The sequence below is a fragment of the Psychrobacter sp. I-STPA10 genome (genome assembly GCF_021012795.1).
In the GTDB taxonomy this organism is placed as follows: Bacteria; Pseudomonadota; Gammaproteobacteria; order Pseudomonadales; family Moraxellaceae; genus Psychrobacter.
Genome location: NZ_VFYU01000009.1, coordinates 1 through 20,717, shown reverse-complemented (window position 1 = coordinate 20,717; position 20,717 = coordinate 1). Strand labels below are relative to the sequence as shown.

The window sequence follows — 20,717 nt, the reverse complement described above, 5'->3', positions numbered from 1 at the left end:
AAATATAAGTAATAAAGATCACAGAAATACGAATGAGTAGATGTTAGTAATACTTTAGTAACAGTGACTACAAGTTTAGATAAGAGTCTTATTATTGACATTGACATTTAAGTCAGGCAAAATAGTCCGTTATTACAAATTTTATCTTTATAGATACAGGTGATTTATGAAACGCACTTTCCAACCCAGCGTTATCAAGCGCAAGCGTACTCACGGTTTTCGTGCACGTATGGCAACAAAAAAAGGCCGTCAAGTTTTGGCTCGTCGCCGTGCAAAAGGTCGTCATCGTTTGACCGTTTAGTACAACTAAATGACATACAAGTATATCAGTGATAAAAAGCATCTCTAAGTAGATGCTTTTTTTATGGCTAAAAATTATACTTAAGCGATATTTTGATTTTGTGAGATTACATGACCAATTATACTTATCCAAAAACTCATCGTTTATTAACTTCTGCTCATTACAAGCATGTTTTTGATAATGTTTGCTATAAAGTGCACCAACCCCATATCATGGCATTTGTTAGTAATACTGACAGTGAGTATCCACGTTTGGGATTAGCCATTACCAAAAAAAAATTAAAAACGGCTGTGTCTCGCAATCTAGTCAAACGCTTGATCAAAGAACGATTTCGACATTATGCACCACAACTGTTAGCAGCCGATATGGTATTTATCTTAAAAAAGCCAACCACAGAATTAAGTAATCAACAAATCACTGCTCAAGTGGATGCTATTTTTGCAAAAATACTGCAAAAACAAGCACAAAAGCAGACAGTAGTATCATAGACATTGAACTAATTTTATCGCTTGTCAGTGATTGGGAATTATTGCTTTATTGTCTTGGGTAAATCTTATTGTCTTAGTCTTTTACTTCATAACATATTAATGATGCCTTCTTTTAATTTACGCCAGTTGAGCAATAAATTAATGACCCAGTTTTTATTGGTTATTATTTATATTTATCAAAAATTAATTAGCCCTTTATTACCTGCATTGTGTCGTTATTACCCTACTTGCTCACAATATGGACATATTGCACTACGTTGGCATGGTGCGTGGCGTGGTGCGCTATTAATCAGTGCACGTATAGCTCGCTGTCACCCTTGGGGTGGTTCTGGCATTGATTTTGTACCACTACCTTTATACCGTTATTACTATCATTATTTGCCGCAACCTAAATATCAGCAATTAACATTTGCTCAAGGTGTTTATGTAGATAGGTTTAGTTATGTATACCATTTAAATCAACAGTTAAAGTTACTTTAGGGGGTATTTTATGTGTTGGTATCATTTAGTGGCTATATTTAGTAAAATACTCATCATTTTATTTTATTGATATGCTTTGATTTAAAGATATTGGCACAGTTTAAATGGTGAGTAAATGCTGGCAACAAGATGGTATTGTATATGGCTGGACACTATTTACTGTCTCTATATTTAAATCAAATTCGATAGATTATATTTTGACGTCTGCTGCACTTAGGTTGACGTTCGTATTTATTTAGGACAGTTTTATGCAAAAGATACTTCGAGTGATGATTATCATTGCGATGTTAATCACCGCTTATCTGCTGGTTTTGGCTTGGCAAAAGGATTATGCCAATGCACCTGTGAGCCAAGCAACTAACCAATCAACGGCAGTGGTGGGCTCGAATATTCCTTCGGCTGTTGGTGGGGGGTCAGAGGTTGGTAACTTGCCTTCAAAAATAGCAACTCCAACAGGTACAGAGGTGAATACGAACACCCAGTCGCCAAATACTTCTGAAACTGGGCTGATTAATGTCACGACTGATTACTATGATATTAAGATTGATCCCAATGGCGGCGATATTGTTCAAGCATCTTTAAGACAGTACGATGCTACTTTAAATAGTGATAAACCGTTTGTCTTATTAGAAGATAACCCCAATCGTGTTTATGTTGCTCAGTCTGGTTTAAATGGACAAGATGGTATCGATACCAATGCAGGACGGGCGCAGTATGAGCATTATGCTGATAGTTATACGATGGCAGCTGGGCAAGAGACACTGACTGTTCCTTTGACCTATAAAAAAGATGGTGTAGAAATTACTAAGACCTTTACCTTTACTCAGGGTAAGTATCCTATTGATGTCAGCTATACCATTAAAAATACCTCTGCTAAGCCTTGGCAAGGACATATGTTTGCGCTACTAAAACGAGATGGTAGTAAAGACCCTGGTATGGCAGATAAAGGCGCGCTGAGTATGGCGACTTATTTGGGTGGTGCATGGGGTACGCCAAAAGATCCTTACAATAAGCTTAAGTTCGCTGATTTTAATGATGGTGATTTAACCGCAGTCAGTAAAGATGGCTGGGTAGGGATTGTGCAACATTATTTTGTTTCTGCATGGACACCAAATAACTTTACTGCCACATTTTTTAGTGAAGAAGTGGGCAATGATTATTTTATTGGTTTTAATAGTGAGCCTTTAGTTGTTGCACCGAATCAGCAAAATACACTGAGCGCCACTTTATATGCAGGCCCTAAAGTACAGGCTGATTTAAAAAGTGTGGCGGTGGGACTAAATAAAACGGTAGATTATGGTCTACTTTGGCCCATTTCTAAGGTGCTATTTGCCCTGTTGGAAGGTATCCATAAAGTCATTGGTAACTGGGGTTGGTCGATTATTGTATTGACCATTTTGGTAAAAATTGCCTTGATGTGGTTTTCTAATAAAAGCTACTATTCAATGGCAAAAATGCGTGCATTAGCTCCCCGTTTGCAAGCACTCAAAGAAGAGTATGGCGACGATCGCATGAAAATGTCGCAAGAGATGATGGCGTTGTATAAAGAAGAGAAGGTGAATCCCATGGCGGGCTGTTTACCTATCTTGTTACAGATGCCAATTTTCTTAGCATTATATTGGGTACTGGTTGAAAGTGTAGAGCTGCGCCATGCGCCATGGATATTGTGGATACATGATTTATCTGCCATGGATCCTTACTTTATCTTACCCATATTTATGGGGGTAACTATGTTTGCACAGCAAATGTTTAACCCACAGCCTACTGATCCGATGCAAGCAAAAGTGATGAAGTTTTTGCCAATTATCTTTACTGTGTTTATGCTTTTCTTCCCAGCAGGTTTGGTATTGTATTGGACGGTAAATAACTTATTTACCATGACACAGCAATATATTGTGAATAAGAAAGTAGAAAAAGAGCAAAAGAAAAAAACAGTCAAAGTTGTTGATTAATTTGCTTTAGTTGTCTTTGCTGTTAGAGTCTAAGAATAAAAGACCATCGCTGAATGCGGTGGTTTTTTTGTTGTTGAGCGATTGGTCTATTTTTTATCAAGTGAATATATAGATGGCTGCTGCTTTAGATAACTGTGTATATTGTCTATAATAAATAACCTATAAAATAACCCCAGTGTGGTTCTCAATCATTTATGCTAAATTCCATTACATCAGACTCTGTAGATACTGTGATTGCCCCTGCTACGATTGCTGCCATTGCCACACCCATTGGTAGAGGTGGAGTGGGTATTATTCGTATTTCAGGTAGCAAAGCCTTAGATATTGCCTGTCAATTGACAGCAAAAACAACATTTGTTGCACGGCAAGCAACGTTTTGTCGTTTTTTGGCAGCAGATGGCACAGTGCTGGACGAAGGTGTGGTGTTGTATTTTAAAGCGCCACATTCATTTACAGGTGAAGATGTGATTGAGCTGCAAGGACATGGTGGTGTCATTTTACAAAATCAACTATTGGCTCGGGTGTTTGAGTTGGGGGCAAAGCAGGCGCAGGCAGGTGAATTTTCATATCGTGCTTTTGATAATGATAAATTGGATTTGCTGCAAGCTGAAGCGATTGCTGATGCCATTGATGCCACCAGTGTTGCAGCTGCCAATAGTGCCATGCGCTCATTAACAGGTGAGTTTTCTTTACGTATCAATGGGCTATTAGAAGCACTGATACAGCTACGGTTATACGTTGAGGCGTCGATAGATTTTCCTGATGAAGATGATGTTGATTTTTTATCCGATGGCGTGATTCAAAGTAAACTTGAGCAGATACAAGCTCAGGTTGCGACGATATTAGCCACAGCGCAACAAGGGCAGTTGCTACGTGATGGGGTACATGTGGTGTTGGCAGGACGTCCCAATGCAGGAAAATCAAGTTTACTGAATTGTCTGGCAGGGCAGGAGCGTGCTATTGTCACCGAAGTAGCAGGGACGACACGAGATACTGTGCAAGAGAGTATCGTATTAAATGGTTTAAGTATTCATTTGACCGATACGGCAGGGCTACGTGAAACAGACGATGCAGTAGAGCTCATTGGTATTGACCGCGCCCATAGTGCCATTGCCCAAGCGGACTTGTTGTTATTGGTGTATGACTTGAGTCAAGATCCTGATCCAATTCGCTTAGCCACTGAACTATTTAAAGTCACACCAGATGCCAAACGACTGCTATTAATTGGTAATAAAAGAGATCTACTGACCCCAGCACAGTCTAGCATTGTCGATCAGCAAACTGTGCAGGGCTTTGATCAAGTCAATGTTTCCTGTGCAACAAAGCAGGGATTTGATACGTTAGTCTCGCTACTGTGTGAGAAGGTGGGTTTTCATCCACCAGAGAATAGCTTAATTGCTCGTACTCGTCATATAGATGCATTGAAACGTACTCAGCAGCACTTAGCTGATGCTTGGGTGCAACTGATAGAGTATCAGGCAGGCGAACTGGTGGCGGAGAGCTTAAGATTGGCTCAGCATAGTTTAGGAGAGATTACGGGTGAGTTTTATGCTGATGATTTACTGGGACGTATTTTTGGCAGTTTTTGTATTGGTAAATAAAATAAATAGGCAGCGTATTTTATTGTTTACTACAACAGCATGATTTCTGCCAAAAATTCGTATTTATTTATAGAGCCGCTTTAGCAAAACTGTTATATTTATTCGTAGTATGAAATGTATAAATAAAATGACTTGGATTTACATAATAAGTATGACAAGTTTTTTACCAATTCTCATATAACACAGGTTCTGCATGCACTGTCCATATTGTAATGAAAGTGACACCAAAGTCATTGATTCTCGTCTGGCGGCAGAGGGTGCACAGGTGCGACGGCGGCGACAATGTAATAGCTGTCAGGAGCGTTTTACTACCTTTGAAGTTGTGGAGGTGGTGATGCCTAGAATCATCAAATCCAGCGGTAAAATAGAGCCTTATGATAATGAAAAACTGCGTCGCTCTATTCAACTGCCACTACAAAAACGTCCCATCACTTTAGATGAACAAGAAGCGATGCTCAGTCGTATAGAAAAACGCTTACGCCAGCTTGGTGAGCGTGAGATTAGTAGCAAAGCTTTGGGGGAGGTGGTGATGAGTGAGTTAAAAGCGTTAGATGATGTGGCGTATGTGCGTTTTGCCAGTGTTTATCGTGATTTTCAGGATATTGAAGCCTTTCATCAAGAGTTGGTTAATATTCGTACTAAGGATAACCAACAAAGTCAATAATCACGGCAAATAATCTCTTTAATACAATAAATTCAATACAACACAACTTGAATTTATAACACAGCTATCTTACCAGTTGATTTTGCCTACCTCACCTGTCCTAACTGAAAGTAATATTTATGAATGACTCTGCACTGGCTGTTACTACCTCAAACACATCCAATTTTCGCATCGAGCCACAAGACCATTATTTTATGCAGTTGGCAATAGAATGTGCAAAAAAAGGACTGTATAGCACACGTCCTAATCCTGCAGTGGGTTGTGTGTTGGTCAAAGATGACATGATGGTGGGAACAGGATTTCATCCCAAAGCAGGCATGCCTCATGCTGAAGTTTATGCACTCAGACAAGCAGGTGTTCACGCAAGTGGCGCAACTGCTTATGTGACTTTAGAGCCGTGTAGCCATACTGGTAGAACACCACCATGTGCCAAAGCCTTAATTGAGGCTGGTATTAGGCGCGTGGTGGTGGCAGGACTTGATCCTAATCCTAAGGTAGCTGGCAAGGGCATTCAGCTATTACAGCAAGCAGGGATTGAGGTGGCGGTAGGCGTACAAACAGCCGCAGCCCAAGCATTAAATAAAGGATTTTTGCAGGCAATGCGTACGCAGATGCCTTATGTGCGTCTTAAAATAGCATCGAGCCTTGATGGGCGGACAGCGATGGCATCTGGTGAGTCAAAGTGGATCACTGGCACAGCAGCTCGAGAAGATGTACAGCATATTCGTGCGCGTAGTGGCGCGATTATCACGGGTAGTCAGACCATTATTGATGATGATCCAAGTTTAAATGTGCGCTCACATACCTTAGGTATAGATATTGAAGACATACCACAGCCAAAAGTGGTGGTATTGGATCGTCGTCAGCGTTTAATCAATAAAGATTATAAAGTCCTTAGCTATCCACACACCTTATTATATACCCAATCTGATTTAGAGACTTTATTACGCTCGCTTGTGGTAGAGCATCAGATCTATGATGTGCTGATAGAGTCAGGTTCACAAGTTGCAGGTAGTTTTATTGCTGCCAATTTGGTTGATGAAATTATCTTATATCAAGCACCTTGTATCTTAGGACATACTGGTAAGCCGATGCTGACACTGTCTATTGATAAGCTGTGTGAGCAGCGATTATTTCACTACCATACTTCATGTCAAATTGGTAAAGATATGAAGGTGATATTGACCAAAGGTTAATTTTTTGTGAGGTCAAAAATTATAGTTACCGCTGGGTTTATTTTGGTATCACCATTTAGCATGATTCTAGCTTCTTATTGTATGTGATTATTACGATGGTGAGATGATTTATCCACAATGACAAAAATTATCTGTAATAGAGAACAGTTTTTTTGTGTTTCACATGGAACTGTGGATAAATTTGTTTCACATGGAACTTTTTTTAGTTGTTATTAGTGGTCTATAGCTTGAGAAATAAGAGTTTCACGTGAAACTGTGATTGTTCTTAAAAAGGAGATTTTAAAGGGATAGGCTGTGGATAAGTATATAAAATATAGTAAAAATTAGGTGATTTCTGCAAAGATACAAAAGTTATCCACAAGTTGTTATTCACTTTTTAGGTAGAGTACGTCAAGATAATAGGAGTTTGGGTTTGCTAAAATGTGTTTTATTATTTTAATAGATTAGGTCAATTATGTTTACAGGTATTATAGAGAGTTTGGGTTGCATTAAGCGTATGGATACAGTGGCGGGTGATGTCAGGTTGGTTATTGAGTCAGATAGCTTGGATTTTAGTGATGTCCAACTCGGTGATTCAATTGCTGCGAATGGTATCTGCTTGACAGTCGTGGATTTGGGAGAAAAAAGCTATGCTGTTGATGTGTCACGTGAAACTTTGGCACGCACAGCAATGCAAAACTGGTCGATTGGTGATACGGTAAATTTGGAAAAAGCCATGCTACCCACCACCCGCTTTGGTGGACATATTGTTTCAGGTCATGTGGATGGTGTGGGGCGTATCGTACAGATAAAAAAAGATGCTCGCTCGATATATATTGAGATTGAGCTGCCTGAAGATTTGAAACGCTATACCGCTACCAAAGGCTCAGTGACCGCAGATGGCATCAGTTTGACCACAAACTTAGTTAAAGACAATATCATTTGCTTAAATATCATTCCACATACCGCAAAAATAACCAATATTGAGCGTCATTGGCGTGTTGGCAGTTTAGTAAATATTGAGGTGGATGTGGTCGCAAGATATCTGGAGCGTTTATTACAAGGACAAGCTGATACCATCCCTAGCTCTACTGGTATTACAGAGGCATTTTTGGCAGAAAATGGTTTTATGCGTTAGGCGACTTCATTCTTTGTATTGTATGTTGTGATCCATATTAATCGCTCATATCTAAGTACGCGCCTACCTTGATTGATTGCTACTTATATAGTCAATCTAATATAATTTCACCACAAGGCAACCGAGTGCAGATAGTACAAGTAGTACATCTAGCGAGGTTAACACCGTGGTGGATTTATAGTAGGCAGACTATAAAGACAGATGAGAGTAGGGCGTACTTTTAGGAGAACATCAAACATCACTTAGGTCTTATAAAAATTGATTTAGCATTTTTTCTAGTAGATTCTTTTTAAGCGGTTTGGATAAAAACTCATTCATTCCTGCTTGCTTACATGCTAGGCGGTCTTCGTCTGTATCATTGGCAGTTAGGGCAATGATGGGAATGTCATCTTGTTGCTTTCTAATCTGCCGTGTTGCCTCTAACCCATCCATATAAGGCATACGACAATCCATTAATATCAGATCAATTTGATCACGATGTGCTGATAATGTTTGTAGTGCCTGTTGACCATCACCTGCAACCATACATTGGTAACCTAGTTTTTCAAGTAGCTTGCATGCCACTTTTTGATTGATAATATTATCTTCTACCACAAGAATAAAGGAAGTTTCTTTCTCAGGCAGGCTAAGCTTTGGATCTGTCTTTGTTGTATTATTGGCTGTGGAAAGCTGGATATCCGTTTTTGTAGTTTCTATATCACTAAGAGTTAGGTCGCTTTGAGTGTGCCCATTATTTGTAGAGACTATACTGCTTTGCTCGCTATCAGCGTCATTTTTATGCGTATGGCTATGGTCAATATGTTTGAATAATGGAATAAAGTTATTTGGGTGAGTGATAGTCATCTCACTTAATCGGTTTAGCTCTGCTACTAAAAAGCTTGCATATAATGGCTCTGTCAAAAAGCTATCATATTGCTCTCTAATAGAAGGGCTGATGCCACGTTCAGGTTTGGCGCTTAATAAAATTTTTGCGGCATTATAATCAGATGATAATTTTAGTAAATCATCTAAAATATGCTGGTTATTTTTTTGGGTATATAATTCATATTCTACTAATAGTATCGGTTTAAGACCTGCTGGGAATAGCAATGTCGTTTCATCAATAATGTTTTTATCCACAGTGGTCTTGATTATAGCTGTAATATTTAAGTAGTCTGCCAAAGTCTGTAACACGTTGGCATAGAATTGATGACCAACAAATGCTACTAAACACAGTTTAGAAAAATTGGCATAATAGGGGTATAGTGGTTGATAGTCTTCATGGCAACAGGGCAGACATAGACTAAAAGTGCTACCAACATTAATTTCACTGTCTACATGGATAAAGCCACCAAGTAGTTGAGCATAATTATAAGAAAAGGCAAGCCCTAGTCCTGTACCACCAAATTTGCGGCTAATTGTGTCATTTGCCTGATTAAAATAAGAGAACAGACTTTGTTTTTCTTCATCACTGATGCCAATGCCTGTATCTTCTATAGAAAAACAAAGCCAGTGAGTGGTATTTTCACGAGGGTAATAGCTGACACCATCTGCCTTCATTGTCTGTAATTTTTTATCATCAAGGCTTAGATAATTAACGACCAAAGCTACATGACCTGACTGGGTAAATTTAATGGCGTTGCTTACAAGATTGAGTAACGATTGGCGTAGTTTGCCTGCATCGGTGGATAAGTAGCGAGGGCAATGAGGATCAATATGGAAAAACAGTTCAATATGATTTTGTTTGGCTTTGGCAAGCATCAAATCAATCACTTGCTGACATAAGGAGAAAACATCGGTGTGAGTGATCTCCATTTGCATGCGCCCAGCCTCGACTTTGGCAATATCAAGCATATTATTTAACATACTCATCATGGCTTCGCAGGCTTGATTTAATAACACAAATGAGGATTGTTGTTCTGGTGACAGATCTTCGGTAGAAATCAGACTGAGCATTCCAATGATACCGCTAAGAGGAGTTCTTAGCTCGTGAGCCACCTCAGATAATAATGAGTCAAGTTCTGTAAGTCGATCTTGTTGTTGCTGCTGTATAAGCATGGATGCATTGATATCATGGGTAAAAGTGCTGACATCATTTAAAAAGGCTGCAAATCCCTGTACTTCACCATTGTCGTTAAACCATGGATTTAAGTAAAGTTGGTAGTCATGATTGTCTTCTAGACTGCTGACTAATAAGATGCGTGTTATGGGCAGATCATCAAGTTTGGTAAGAATTTGATGGGTTGATTTGTCTGCGCCTGTGACAAAATCGGTTAAATGATAAGTGACGCCCTCTTGGTAAGCTGTCATAAATACTTGTTCAAAACGATAATTAAAAAATTTGATTTGACAATCTTTTCTAATGAGCAACATTGGAATGGGGGCTTGATCCACCAACCGTTTTAAACGTTCAGTCAGTTGCTGGTTATTCTGTAACATTTCATGGTATTTATAGTTAATCCGATTTAATGCATTGCTAAGCTGCATAAACTCTAGTCCAGCCCCAATAGACTGTAATTTTAATGGGGTGAATTCATCATCTGCTGATATGGGCTGCAAAGCGGTGTAATTAATCACCTCTTGCCAGATTTTTTTGCGCTGCTGTGTATAATAAAATGCAATAAAGAAAAAAATCAGAGCCAATAAGATGGGTAACCAATATAAAGGTCTCCAATACAATATATAAGGTGGGTAGTATATCTGGACATAGAGCTGATGATTGTTACCTAAAGAGGTATAGCCAAGTAAATAGTCAGCGTCTAAGGTAATGGCGGAGTCGTTTGGATTACTGGTTTGCCAGTAAGGTAAAGAAAAAAATGGAATGTTTGGTTGATCTTCGCGGCGGAACTGATGAATAAACGTTTGTGCTGAAGGCGTAATGATCATCACTTGATAACTGATTTCATTATGTGTATGGTCTGTCAGCACTTGCTCAAAAGACTTTTTTCTATTAGTAACATGTGCTAATAATTCATGTTGCATATTATAATAAAACTGTGTGGCTCTAAATACACTGACTTGTCTGGCAGCATCCCATATAAAATAATAACTTAATACCACAAAGCTTAACAGAATTATGGTTAACAAAAATAATGATTGATAAGAATGCTTTTTCATAATCTATTCAAAATAACTTAAGTATAATCTTTAAATTTTAGGGCTTTAAATGTCTAAGTATAAATCAGCAAGTATGGTGCTGATTAAAAATTTTTAGCATTATTTTTATAGTTATATAAATTGTATTTCAGTTATGACTTCAAGGCTATAATATTTTTTTAAATAGTATCTATTTTATAGATATAGTCTGCCCAATATAAATCCACCACGGTGTTAACCTCACTCGATGTACTACTTGTATTATCTTCACTCGGTTGCCTTGTGGTGAAATTATTAGATTGACTATAGAGATGAAGTTTCTTATAGATGACAAGCAATATGTTCTTATAGTGCTTTGTGACAGAAGCACCCATTTTGCCATTTCAAGTGTGACATACGCTATAATGGCAGCTTCATTTAATAGTCATTATTCTTTTAGGATTTACGCATTGTTCTAGGGTCTGGTAATCATTATTTTTTATCAAGTGGGCTGGCTATACGTAGTTCCAGAGGCTTTGTAAATAATACCCAGCTGCTTTATTAAGTCAAATATCATACATACTTTTGCGTAAGTCCTATTTGTATAAAAACAGAGCCAAATTTAATGCAAAATTCTAATCAAAATAACAAACAACGCCTTATCTTTGCAGGTACTCCAGAGTTTGCTGCCACAAGCCTACAAGCCTTGATTGACAAACAAGACGAATTAAACATTGAGATTGTTGCCGTCTATACTCAGCCTGACCGCAAAGCAGGGCGCGGGCAAAAGCTCACCGCATCGCCTGTTAAAGAAGTTGCCTTAGCTCATAACATGGCAGTTGAACAACCAGAGACCTTTAAAAAATCCACTGAGCAAGGTATTGTTTCACGTGAAACTTTAGCCAACTATCAACCTGATATTATGGTGGTGGCAGCGTATGGCTTGATATTACCCATTGGTGTCTTAAATACACCTACACATGGTTGTTTAAATATTCATGCCTCATTATTACCTCGCTGGCGAGGGGCTGCACCGATTCATCGTGCTTTATTGGCAGGTGATGATAAGACAGGCATCACTATTATGCAGATGGATAAAGGCTTGGATACGGGTGACATGCTGTATAAAGTAGATTGCCCCATTAATGATACTGATACTACTGCAAGTCTGCATGACAGCTTAGCTAATTTAGGGGCTGATGCCATCATCACTGTATTGCAAGACTTGCCACATTATCAAGCTCAAGCACAAAAGCAAGATGATAGCCTTGCCAATTATGCCGAAAAACTAAGCAAAGCCGAAGGGGCGATTGACTGGACGCAACCTGCCAAAATCATCGAACGACAAATTCGCGGTATGCATCCTTATCCCAGTACTTATACTTTTTTAAATGGTAATCGGGTTAAAGTCTTAGCCAGTATGCCTGTTAATGACTCACAAATGACCGACCAGCCCGCAGGCACAGTAATTAGTGTCGGCAAAAATGCCATTTTGGTTGCCTGTGGAAAAAATAATAGCAATGATGATAAAGCAACCACGTTACGTTTGACCAAGCTACAATTTGCAGGCAGTAAGCCAGTGACTGCTGAGCAAATTTGTCATGGTAATCAGCTTAATGATGGTGATCGTTTTGGTGACAATGTTAGTGAAAGTTTAGCAGATGGATTAGTTGATGGCACTGCTAACAACGGTGGCAAAGATGGCAAAGGTGGGGCAAATTAAGATGAGCCAAAGTAAAGTGAGCCAAAACAATATTAGTCAAAGCAAAGCCCAAAGCAATGTACGTGTTAAAGTCATCGAAACTCTGCTCGCTATCCAAGCAGGGCAGTCGTTAACAGGTTTGCTTGACCCTTTATTAAATGGCTTACAAGGTGAGGATAAAGGCTTTGCTCATGCCTTGCTACTTACCACACTACGGCATTGGTTTGCTACGGCACGTCTGCTGGATAGCCTTGCTGATAATCCTATTGAAGAGTTGGCGGTACGCACCAGTATTCAAGTAGGTATTACCCAATTGTTATATTTGCAAGTGGCTGACCATGCTGCCATTCATGAAACCGTTGAGGCAGTGAAAAAAATCGACTTAGCTCGAGCCACTGGCTTAGTGAATGCCATCTTGCGAAAAGTGAGCAAAAACCCCAGTAAATTTCGCAAAAAATGTGATAAAAATCACAGCCTGCCTAACTGGTTAGCCAAACAGCTTAAGCAAGATTGGGCAGAATATTATGATGAGTTGACTCAAAGTTTACGTCAACCTGCTCCAATATTTTTGCGGGTCAATCACACTCAAGCCAACAATGAGCAGTATTTGCAACTATTGGCAGAAGCAGAACTCACTGCCCAACTGCTAAACTTAACCACCAGTATGACATTGCCGAGTAGCAATATTCGCATGACAGTTAACCCCATATTGCTACAAAGCCCAACACCTATTTGGCAACTGCCTAACTTTGCTGAGGGTATGGTTAGTGTGCAAGATGCACATGCCCAACTTGCCGCACCAATATTACATAGCGTGTTGCAGGCAAGTTTAGGCTCAACAGCAAATAAGCAGTCATTAAACTTACTTGATGCCTGTGCTGCCCCTGGTGGTAAACTGGCACATTGGCTAGAGCTTATCGAATCTAAATTTGCACCAAAGTTTCACGTGAAACAAACTGATGATAAAGTATCCATCAGCATTACCGCTATAGACAATGAGCCAAAGCGTAATAGCCGTATTTTTGAGAATTTAGAAAGACTGCAACTGCCTACCACTATCTCTACGCGTGAGTTGGGGTTAGAGATATTGTGTGCTGATGCCACCACATGGCAGGCAAATAGCAATATAGATAGCGATAGTAAAAAGAATACTGAAACCAACACTAAAACTAAAACCAACGTAGGCTTTGACGCTATCTTGTTGGACGCCCCTTGTACCGCCACAGGCGTGATACGTCGTCATCCCGACATTGCCCTATTGCGTACTGAAGCAGACATCACCCAAACAGTGGCACTACAAGCGCAGATTTTGGATAATCTATGGGGGCAGTTAAATGAAGGTGGCTATTTGCTGTATGTTACCTGCTCGATATTAAAGGCAGAAAATGTCGAGCAGATGCAAGCCTTTATCAGTCGCCATACGGACACACAAGTGATAGAATTTGATGATGTAGGCTGTAATTGGGGCATTAAACAAGACATTGGTCGACAGTGTCTGTCATTGGGCTTACCTTTAGTGGAGAATAGCGGTGATGGGTTTTATTTTGCGTTATTGCAAAAAGTGATGACTGAAAGCTGATAAAAACAAATAAGGGGAAATTACCATGCAAGTGACTTTAGAATTTGATGAAGACTTTTATCAAGATTTGGTCAAAGAGGTAGGCGAGAATAATATCAGTGAATACATTCAGTCGGTATTGCGTCCACAGTTAGCTCCTAAAGCAACCGCCACCAAAACAATGCAAACATCCAAAATAGCATCCAAAAATAATGAGTTGGATGCTATTTTTGGTAAATTTGCTCGGCGGGATAAAAAAACAGTCAGTGTTGAGCAGATGAATGATGCTATTGCACATCATTTACGTGAGAATTGGTCATAATATGTTGATAAAAAAAGCGATTGATACCAATGTATTGGTTAGGTTATTGGTTGATGATAACCCAAAACAAAGTCAGTGCGTCTATGAGTTGATGCAGAGCTGCTATGAGCAAAAAAATACACTTTTTGTATCTTCATTGGTCATATTAGAGCTAATGTGGGTGTTGTTGTCTTGCTATGATTTTTCACGAGATGAGGTGATTGAAGCTATTACTAATATATTAAATTTAAGCATTTTGGAAATTGAATATCAAACAAGCATACAACGTTGTTTGCAGTTGGCTAAAGGCAATACTTATGATTTATCAGATTTGCTTATTGGTTGTGTCGCTCAAAATAATCAATATGATATTACCCTAACCTTTGATAAAAAAGCATCAAATTCTGAATTATTCCAGTTACTCAATACTACTCTATAAATCTTAAACAAAACTAGGAAATCTAAATGAAATATATCAGTACCCGTGGTCAAACTGAACCGATGGATTTTAGCGATGTGCTACTGATGGGGCTTGCCCCTGATGGTGGCTTAATGCTCCCAGAAAGCTATCCACAGATAGATAATGCGACGTTAAATGAGTGGCGTAATCTTAGCTACCCACAGCTTGCCTTAGCCATCATGCGACTGTTTGCTACTGACATTGATGAGGCTGATTTAGCTGATATTATTAATCGTACTTATACGACCAAAGTTTTTGGTAGTGAGGACATTACTCCAGTACGCAAACTTGAGGATAATTTGTATATTTTAGGGTTATCCAATGGTCCGACATTGGCATTTAAAGATGTGGCGATGCAGTTTTTGGGCAATGCCTTTGAATATGTGCTAAAACAAAAAGGCGAGCGTTTAACCATCATTGGGGCGACCAGTGGCGATACAGGCAGTGCTGCTGAATATGCGCTGCGTGGTAAAGATAATATCGAAGTATTTATGCTCTCACCACATGGCAAAATGAGTGCGTTTCAGCGAGCGCAGATGTATAGCCTTGATGATGCCAACATTCATAATATCGCCATTAAAGGCATGTTTGATGATTGCCAAGATATTGTCAAAGCCTTGCAACAAGATGCAGATTTTAAAGCCAAATATAGCTTAGGTACAGTCAATTCAATTAACTGGGGTCGCATCTTGGCACAGATTGTTTATTACTTTAAAGCTTATTTTGCAGTAACTAACAGCAATGATGAAAAAGTGAGTTTTTGTGTGCCATCAGGTAACTTTGGTAATATCTGTGCAGGGCATATTGCCCGTGAGATGGGCTTGCCGATTGAGCGCTTAATCGTTGCCACTAATGAAAATGACGTACTTAACGACTTCTTTAATCAAGGGGCATACAACCCACGCCCTGCTGATAAAACCTATGTCACCTCTAGCCCCTCTATGGATATTTCTAAAGCCTCTAACTTTGAGCGTTTTATCTATTTATTGCTTGATAAAAATACCGCTCGCGTGCATCAGTTATTTGATGGAGTGAAATCGGGAACGGGTTTTGATTTATCCGATGTACAAGAATTGGTAAATAGCCGTTATGGCTTTGCCTCAGGTAAGTCAACCCATGCTGACCGTTTGGCAACCATCAAAGATTTGTATAGCACTTATAATGATTTAATTGACCCACATACAGCCGATGGGGTAAAAGTCGCCAAAGAGTTACAAAAAGACGGTGAGGTGATTGTCTGTGCTGAAACCGCATTGCCAGTGAAGTTTGCTGATACCATCGTTGAAGCAGTGGGTGAAATCGACATTGAGCGTCCAGCCCACACCGAAGGACTAGAAGATTTAGAGCAGCATGTATTGGTATTAGATAATAATGCAGAATTGGTTGCTGATGAAATTCGTAAGGTGGTTCAGCCCAGTTAATAAAGTAGTCAGTTTTTTTACTTCTACTTGGATTCACAAAATAAAAGCCAATATCTATCATGGATATTGGCTTTTTTTATGGTTTTTTGCAGATATCAGTCAACGAACTGGATAACTGTTACGGTGTTAGGCTTGTTTGCTATACAACCGAACTATCTACACCCACCTGCCATGTATCAGTTTATAACTGCGCTGACTATAGTAGATTGTTTCATGTGAAACAATCTATTTAAGGGTTATCTAAGTCCAGCTCTGGCAATTTTTTGGTCAGTTTTGTATTGGCTTAAAGCATAGACCGCCCAAATAGCAGCAGGTAACCAACCAATGAGGGTTACTTGTAATATTAAACAAATAATGCCTGCAATGGGTCTGCCAATAGTAAAGAACAATAAAAATGGTAACAGTATGGCTATGATGAGACGCATATTTCTATCCTTATTTTAAAAAAATAATTGATTAGTCATTTTATTCTAAGCTTTGATATCTTATTTTTACAGTATCAAGGTTATTTTGCAATGCCTATAGATAATAACTAGTTACCACTAATAAGCCTAATATATTAAACTTTACGTAAGATTAAATTAAGCCCTAATGCCATCATTGCCCCACCCAAAACTCTATCGACCCAGTGTGCCGACTTTTGAAAGCGTCGATTAATCGCAGGAATAGACAGCATCATCACCACTGTACTAAACCATGCCATTTGTAGCACCATCATCCATACCCCATAGACAGCCAATTGCCATGTGGGCATGTCAGGTGATAAAACCAAGGTAAAAATAGCCACAAAATAAATCGGTGCTTTGGGGTTAAACACATTGCACAAAAAGCCTCGACGGATATAAGTCATGATACTTTGGCTTGAATGATGACTTGATTGATGGTTTTGTGAGGTATCTTTTAGCGGTTCTGCTGAGCCTACAAGCTCGGTAGGTGTGGTTTCTATTTTAATATCTTCTATTTGCTTTGGTTGTGAGCGTATCCCTTGCCAACCCAGATACATGAGATAAGCCCCACCTAAATACTTAATGGCGGTCAATAAAGGTTGTGAATGTGCAATAACGGCAGCTAAACCCAATACCGAATAAATGACATGCACCCCTAAACCGAGGGTGATACCAAAGCTTGTCCATAAGCCAATGCGTCGCCCTTTGGTGAGCGTCTGCTGTGAAACCAGTACAAAATCAGGTCCAGGTGAAGCAGCAGCAAGCAGATGCACACTGGTAATGACTAAAAATCCTTGCCAAAAATCCATGACATAATCCACGTTAATAAGAGTGAAAAAAATATAACCTAAATTAAAAGAGTAGTTTAGATTAGCATTGCTGCTATTGGCGGGCAACTGATTTTCATACCATCATCTCATTAAAATGCAGGGGATTTATTAAAATATCATGATTTTGTTAACAGCACATGGTTTCGTAAAAATATAAGGTTTAGTTAAATCGCCATGCCAAAATGCGGGTTTTCTTTTGCCCATGTTGCATCGCAATCACTTCGACACGTTTGGCTTGGCTTTGAGCGAGATGTTTTTTGAGCGGAGCAATATTTTCTGATTTCGATACCAATGTGGTAAACCAGCCTACCTGATGAGAAAAATCCACACTCTCGCTAATCATCTGACTGATAAAGCCCAATTCACCACCTTCGCACCATAGCTCGGCTTTTTGCCCACCAAAATTTAAGTCAGTGCTATTTTCTTTATTATGCAGAGGTTTTGAGCGTTGTTGACGGTGTCTTTTAAGGTTATTGCGTTTGCGTTGATTGGCAGATTGTGCTTGCTCTAAAGATGCATGAAACGGTGGATTACAAATGGTGATATCAAAATAGTCGTGCTTGCCAATGATGCCATAAAAGATATGCTGAGGGTTGGTTTGCTGTTTGATGCTGATTTTGTTTTTTAGTGGTGCATTACTTTGGCAAATCAGCTTGGCGGTATTGACTGAGATGGGGTCTATGTCACTGGCGGTAAATCGCCAACTGTATGCTTGTACGCCAATAATTGGATAAATACAACTTGCCCCTGTGCCAATATCAAGGGCATGAACGCCTTTATCAGCTATGGTAGTAGAGTAGTCAGTGCTGTCATCACTGCTATTTAGCAAATCAGCAATATGATGAATATAATCGGCACGACTGGGAATGGGGGGACATAAAAAGCCTTGGGGTAAATCCCAAAACTTGATGCCGTAATGATGTGCTAATAAGGCTTGGTTTAGGGTAATCACCGCTTGTGCATCATTAAAGTCAATGGTCGGCTTACCATTTGGGTTTTTGATGCTGTATTGTGCCAACTTGGGTAAGGCACGCGTTAATGCCTCAAAGTCATAGCGACCCTGATGCGGATTGCGAGGGTGTAGGGAAGAAGCTGATTTTTTTTTGGATATATTCATGCGGGTATTGTAGCAAACCATTTATAAAAATTGATATATATAAGAGTATTTATAAAAATTACTATTTAGTTTAACTAGGGCTAATACATGGTAAGGGGAATATTGTGGCTGATGCGTCACCTTATTGCCGTTCAAGGCTGTGTTATGCGCTTGCGTTAGCAAGTTATGGCATTTATATTGAAGGTAGAGATAATTAAATAAAAACTATTCTTATTAAGGATAACTATGATGACAACTTTGAACCCTAACTCACACTCTGAAACTGACTACACTCGCTTAAGCGTGGAAGTGCAAGGTCATGTCTGCCTCATTGGGCTAAACCGTGCTGACAAACGCAATGCCTTTGATAGCCATATGATTAGTCAGCTATCTACTGCTTTGACTGAATATGAAAATAACGATGCGCTACGCTGTGCGTTGATATTTGCACATGGTGAGCATTTCACCGCAGGGCTGGATTTGATGGAGTTGCAGGATAAATTAGATAAGGGCATTTTTGCCTTTGATGAGACGCAAATTGACCCGTGGGGTGTTAGTGGTAAACGTCGCACTAAGCCTGTGGTGGTAGCAGTGCAGGGTACATGCTTTACCGCAGGGATTGAGCTGATGCTAAATAGTGATGTGGTCATCGCCAGTGAGGATTGCAACTTTGCCCAGATGGAGGTACAACGTGGTATCATGCCGTTTGGTGGGGCAACAGTACGTTTTGTGCAGGCATCGGGCTGGCAAAAGGCAATGCCGTATTTACTGACAGGTAAGCCATTTGATGCGACAACAGCAGATAGGCTCAATCTGGTTAGTGAGGTGGTGGCAAAAGGTACACAATATGAGCGTGGACTTGCAATGGCACAAGAGATTGCTCAGTCTGCACCACTGGCAGTGAAGTCGTTATTAACATCGGCACAAACGGCAAGGGTAGAGGGCAATAAACAGGCATTTGCAGAACTGCATGGTTATCTACCTGCATTGTTCCATTCAGAAGATGCCAAAGAAGGGGTGATGGCGATGATTGAGAAACGTGAGGCGACGTTTATGGGGCGGTAAATAATATTATTAAAATTATTGATATTAACTATATTGAGATTTGGCTAGTATTTTCAATAGTGTTCTCCTTCACATATAGTCAATTCATACTAAAAATGTTATAAAGTCATTCAAAGAACCAAAAATTAGGAAACCAATGACATACTCTTTAGAATTTCGCAAACAAGTATTAAAAAGCTTAGAAAAGGGAATGACCTTTAAAGAAGCTGTTCAAGAATATGATATCAGTCCAACCACCATCCAGAAATGGAAAAAACGGTTATATAGCAAGAAAACACGCAATATCGAACCGACTAAAATTGCTAATGACGCTTTACTTAAAGATGTAGAGAACCATCCAGACAGCTATCATTATGAACGTGCAAGACGTTTAGGATGTAGCACTTCAGGTATCTGTGTCGCACTAAAACGCCTTGGTATCACTCAAAAAAAAGACCTTAAGCCATCCAAAAGCTTGTCTGATTAAAAGAGCAGAGTATCAAGCTAAGCTAGCTTTTTATCAAAAGCAAGGATTTCCCATAGTATATATGGATGAGAGCGGTTTTGAGCAGGAAGTCATACGTCCTTTTGGCTATAGCGCTATCGGCAAACCTTGTATTGATAGTTATAATTGGCAAGCTCGTAGCAGAACAAATGTTATAGGTGCACTCTATAATAAAACCTTGTTTGCTATTGATTACTTTAAACAAAACATTAACTCAAAAGTATTTCGTAGTTGGTGTAAGAACACCTTAATTCCGAGGCTTAATACTAAATGCGTCATTGTCATGGATAATGCCAGCTTCCATAAGAAAGTAACACGTCTTTTTAATAGACATGGTCATCGTGTGTTGTTCCTACCTCCTTATAGTCCTGATTTAAATCCTATTGAAAAGAAGTGGGGAAACGTGAAATCTTTACGTAAAGGTTGGTTAGAAAACGATTTATCTAAATTATTTTATGATATTTGTCCTTACTATAACTCTTTTGTTTTGAATTGACTATA

Annotated in this window: 20 protein-coding genes; 16 read left to right on the top strand and 4 right to left on the bottom strand. The window is 39.3% G+C overall.

Going from position 1 to position 20,717, the window contains the following annotated elements; translation table 11 throughout:
- The first annotated feature begins 166 nt into the window (after nucleotides 1-166).
- The 8 genes from rpmH (at nucleotide 167) to FHK89_RS04020 (ending at nucleotide 7,799) form a co-directional block, all read left to right on the top strand.
- Nucleotides 167-301: a 50S ribosomal protein L34 gene (gene rpmH, locus FHK89_RS04055; protein ID WP_007394757.1), complete on the top strand. Its 135-nt coding sequence runs from the start codon at nucleotides 167-169 to the stop codon at nucleotides 299-301.
- Between the two features lie 110 nt (nucleotides 302-411).
- Nucleotides 412-789 carry a ribonuclease P protein component gene (gene rnpA, locus FHK89_RS04050; protein ID WP_230657055.1) on the top strand — a complete coding sequence of 126 codons (378 nt, stop codon included), beginning with the start codon at nucleotides 412-414 and terminating at the stop codon, nucleotides 787-789.
- A gap of 141 nt (nucleotides 790-930) precedes the next feature.
- Nucleotides 931-1,269 (top strand): membrane protein insertion efficiency factor YidD, encoded by a 339-nt coding sequence (yidD, locus tag FHK89_RS04045; protein WP_230657053.1) that lies wholly within the window; start codon nucleotides 931-933, stop codon nucleotides 1,267-1,269.
- Nucleotides 1,270-1,517: 248 nt separating this feature from the next.
- Nucleotides 1,518-3,221: a membrane protein insertase YidC gene (yidC, locus tag FHK89_RS04040; RefSeq protein ID WP_230657051.1), complete on the top strand. Its 1,704-nt coding sequence runs from the start codon at nucleotides 1,518-1,520 to the stop codon at nucleotides 3,219-3,221.
- A 194-nt stretch (nucleotides 3,222-3,415) separates the two neighbouring features.
- A complete protein-coding gene (gene mnmE, locus FHK89_RS04035) occupies nucleotides 3,416-4,822 on the top strand; it encodes a tRNA uridine-5-carboxymethylaminomethyl(34) synthesis GTPase MnmE (RefSeq protein ID WP_230657049.1) in 1,407 nt (468 codons plus the stop codon).
- A 193-nt stretch (nucleotides 4,823-5,015) separates the two neighbouring features.
- A complete protein-coding gene (gene nrdR, locus FHK89_RS04030) occupies nucleotides 5,016-5,486 on the top strand; it encodes a transcriptional regulator NrdR (RefSeq protein WP_230657047.1) in 471 nt (156 codons plus the stop codon).
- A gap of 119 nt (nucleotides 5,487-5,605) precedes the next feature.
- Complete coding sequence (gene ribD, locus FHK89_RS04025) at nucleotides 5,606-6,682, top strand: bifunctional diaminohydroxyphosphoribosylaminopyrimidine deaminase/5-amino-6-(5-phosphoribosylamino)uracil reductase RibD (RefSeq protein ID WP_230657045.1); 1,077 nt, start codon at nucleotides 5,606-5,608, stop codon at nucleotides 6,680-6,682.
- 454 nt (nucleotides 6,683-7,136) lie between these two features.
- Complete coding sequence (locus tag FHK89_RS04020; RefSeq protein WP_230657043.1) at nucleotides 7,137-7,799, top strand: riboflavin synthase; 663 nt, start codon at nucleotides 7,137-7,139, stop codon at nucleotides 7,797-7,799.
- A gap of 249 nt (nucleotides 7,800-8,048) precedes the next feature.
- On the opposite strand, the gene FHK89_RS04015 is transcribed toward FHK89_RS04020, so the two are convergent.
- A complete protein-coding gene (locus tag FHK89_RS04015) occupies nucleotides 8,049-10,895 on the bottom strand; it encodes a response regulator (protein WP_230657041.1) in 2,847 nt (948 codons plus the stop codon).
- 583 nt (nucleotides 10,896-11,478) lie between these two features.
- On the opposite strand from FHK89_RS04015, the gene fmt reads away from it, so the two are divergent.
- The 5 genes from fmt to thrC are packed head-to-tail and all read left to right on the top strand — an operon-like array spanning nucleotide 11,479 to nucleotide 16,295.
- Nucleotides 11,479-12,576 (top strand): methionyl-tRNA formyltransferase, encoded by a 1,098-nt coding sequence (fmt, locus tag FHK89_RS04010; RefSeq protein WP_230657039.1) that lies wholly within the window; start codon nucleotides 11,479-11,481, stop codon nucleotides 12,574-12,576.
- Nucleotide 12,577: 1 nt separating this feature from the next.
- Nucleotides 12,578-14,134 carry a transcription antitermination factor NusB gene (locus FHK89_RS04005; protein ID WP_230657116.1) on the top strand — a complete coding sequence of 519 codons (1,557 nt, stop codon included), beginning with the start codon at nucleotides 12,578-12,580 and terminating at the stop codon, nucleotides 14,132-14,134.
- A gap of 25 nt (nucleotides 14,135-14,159) precedes the next feature.
- On the top strand, nucleotides 14,160-14,435 hold the full coding sequence (locus tag FHK89_RS04000; protein ID WP_230657038.1) for a hypothetical protein: 276 nt from the start codon (nucleotides 14,160-14,162) through the stop codon (nucleotides 14,433-14,435).
- Nucleotide 14,436: 1 nt separating this feature from the next.
- Nucleotides 14,437-14,853, top strand: coding sequence for a PIN domain-containing protein (locus FHK89_RS03995; protein WP_230657035.1), 417 nt, complete (start codon nucleotides 14,437-14,439; stop codon nucleotides 14,851-14,853).
- A 26-nt stretch (nucleotides 14,854-14,879) separates the two neighbouring features.
- Entirely contained in the window at nucleotides 14,880-16,295 is a 1,416-nt protein-coding gene (gene thrC / locus FHK89_RS03990; RefSeq protein WP_230657033.1) for a threonine synthase, read from the top strand.
- 236 nt (nucleotides 16,296-16,531) lie between these two features.
- On the opposite strand, the gene FHK89_RS03985 is transcribed toward thrC, so the two are convergent.
- The 3 genes from FHK89_RS03985 to rlmF form a co-directional block, all read right to left on the bottom strand.
- Entirely contained in the window at nucleotides 16,532-16,720 is a 189-nt protein-coding gene (locus FHK89_RS03985) for a YqaE/Pmp3 family membrane protein (protein WP_230657031.1), read from the bottom strand.
- A gap of 134 nt (nucleotides 16,721-16,854) precedes the next feature.
- The gene (locus tag FHK89_RS03980) at nucleotides 16,855-17,550 is read right to left on the bottom strand and encodes a LysE family translocator (RefSeq protein WP_230657029.1); all 696 of its coding nucleotides are present in this window, start codon (nucleotides 17,548-17,550) and stop codon (nucleotides 16,855-16,857) included.
- 181 nt (nucleotides 17,551-17,731) lie between these two features.
- Nucleotides 17,732-18,688, bottom strand: a complete 957-nt coding sequence (gene rlmF / locus FHK89_RS03975; protein WP_329958685.1) for a 23S rRNA (adenine(1618)-N(6))-methyltransferase RlmF — start codon at nucleotides 18,686-18,688, stop codon at nucleotides 17,732-17,734.
- Nucleotides 18,689-18,916: 228 nt separating this feature from the next.
- On the opposite strand from rlmF, the gene FHK89_RS03970 reads away from it, so the two are divergent.
- The 3 genes from FHK89_RS03970 (at nucleotide 18,917) to FHK89_RS03960 (ending at nucleotide 20,712) form a co-directional block, all read left to right on the top strand.
- Nucleotides 18,917-19,732: a crotonase/enoyl-CoA hydratase family protein gene (locus FHK89_RS03970; protein ID WP_230657027.1), complete on the top strand. Its 816-nt coding sequence runs from the start codon at nucleotides 18,917-18,919 to the stop codon at nucleotides 19,730-19,732.
- Nucleotides 19,733-19,868: 136 nt separating this feature from the next.
- Nucleotides 19,869-20,198 carry an IS630 transposase-related protein gene (locus tag FHK89_RS03965; RefSeq protein ID WP_230655620.1) on the top strand — a complete coding sequence of 110 codons (330 nt, stop codon included), beginning with the start codon at nucleotides 19,869-19,871 and terminating at the stop codon, nucleotides 20,196-20,198.
- Entirely contained in the window at nucleotides 20,146-20,712 is a 567-nt protein-coding gene (locus FHK89_RS03960; protein ID WP_230655621.1) for an IS630 family transposase, read from the top strand. Before FHK89_RS03965 ends, FHK89_RS03960 begins: the two co-directional genes overlap by 53 nt.
- The last annotated feature ends 5 nt before the right edge of the window (nucleotides 20,713-20,717 follow it).

Coding starts and splice junctions, on each gene's coding strand:
- FHK89_RS03965 (WP_230655620.1), top strand. CDS start 19,869: ATGACATACTCTTTAGAATTTCGCAAACAAGTATTAAAAAGCTTAGAA.
- FHK89_RS03980 (WP_230657029.1), bottom strand. CDS start 17,550: ATGGATTTTTGGCAAGGATTTTTAGTCATTACCAGTGTGCATCTGCTT.
- FHK89_RS03995 (WP_230657035.1), top strand. CDS start 14,437: ATGTTGATAAAAAAAGCGATTGATACCAATGTATTGGTTAGGTTATTG.
- FHK89_RS04005 (WP_230657116.1), top strand. CDS start 12,578: ATGAGCCAAAGTAAAGTGAGCCAAAACAATATTAGTCAAAGCAAAGCC.
- thrC (WP_230657033.1), top strand. CDS start 14,880: ATGAAATATATCAGTACCCGTGGTCAAACTGAACCGATGGATTTTAGC.
- mnmE (WP_230657049.1), top strand. CDS start 3,416: ATGCTAAATTCCATTACATCAGACTCTGTAGATACTGTGATTGCCCCT.
- FHK89_RS04015 (WP_230657041.1), bottom strand. CDS start 10,895: ATGAAAAAGCATTCTTATCAATCATTATTTTTGTTAACCATAATTCTG.
- FHK89_RS03985 (WP_230657031.1), bottom strand. CDS start 16,720: ATGCGTCTCATCATAGCCATACTGTTACCATTTTTATTGTTCTTTACT.
- rpmH (WP_007394757.1), top strand. CDS start 167: ATGAAACGCACTTTCCAACCCAGCGTTATCAAGCGCAAGCGTACTCAC.
- FHK89_RS03970 (WP_230657027.1), top strand. CDS start 18,917: ATGACAACTTTGAACCCTAACTCACACTCTGAAACTGACTACACTCGC.
- rlmF (WP_329958685.1), bottom strand. CDS start 18,688: ATGAATATATCCAAAAAAAAATCAGCTTCTTCCCTACACCCTCGCAAT.
- ribD (WP_230657045.1), top strand. CDS start 5,606: ATGAATGACTCTGCACTGGCTGTTACTACCTCAAACACATCCAATTTT.
- rnpA (WP_230657055.1), top strand. CDS start 412: ATGACCAATTATACTTATCCAAAAACTCATCGTTTATTAACTTCTGCT.
- yidC (WP_230657051.1), top strand. CDS start 1,518: ATGCAAAAGATACTTCGAGTGATGATTATCATTGCGATGTTAATCACC.
- FHK89_RS04020 (WP_230657043.1), top strand. CDS start 7,137: ATGTTTACAGGTATTATAGAGAGTTTGGGTTGCATTAAGCGTATGGAT.
- FHK89_RS04000 (WP_230657038.1), top strand. CDS start 14,160: ATGCAAGTGACTTTAGAATTTGATGAAGACTTTTATCAAGATTTGGTC.
- nrdR (WP_230657047.1), top strand. CDS start 5,016: ATGCACTGTCCATATTGTAATGAAAGTGACACCAAAGTCATTGATTCT.
- yidD (WP_230657053.1), top strand. CDS start 931: ATGACCCAGTTTTTATTGGTTATTATTTATATTTATCAAAAATTAATT.
- fmt (WP_230657039.1), top strand. CDS start 11,479: ATGCAAAATTCTAATCAAAATAACAAACAACGCCTTATCTTTGCAGGT.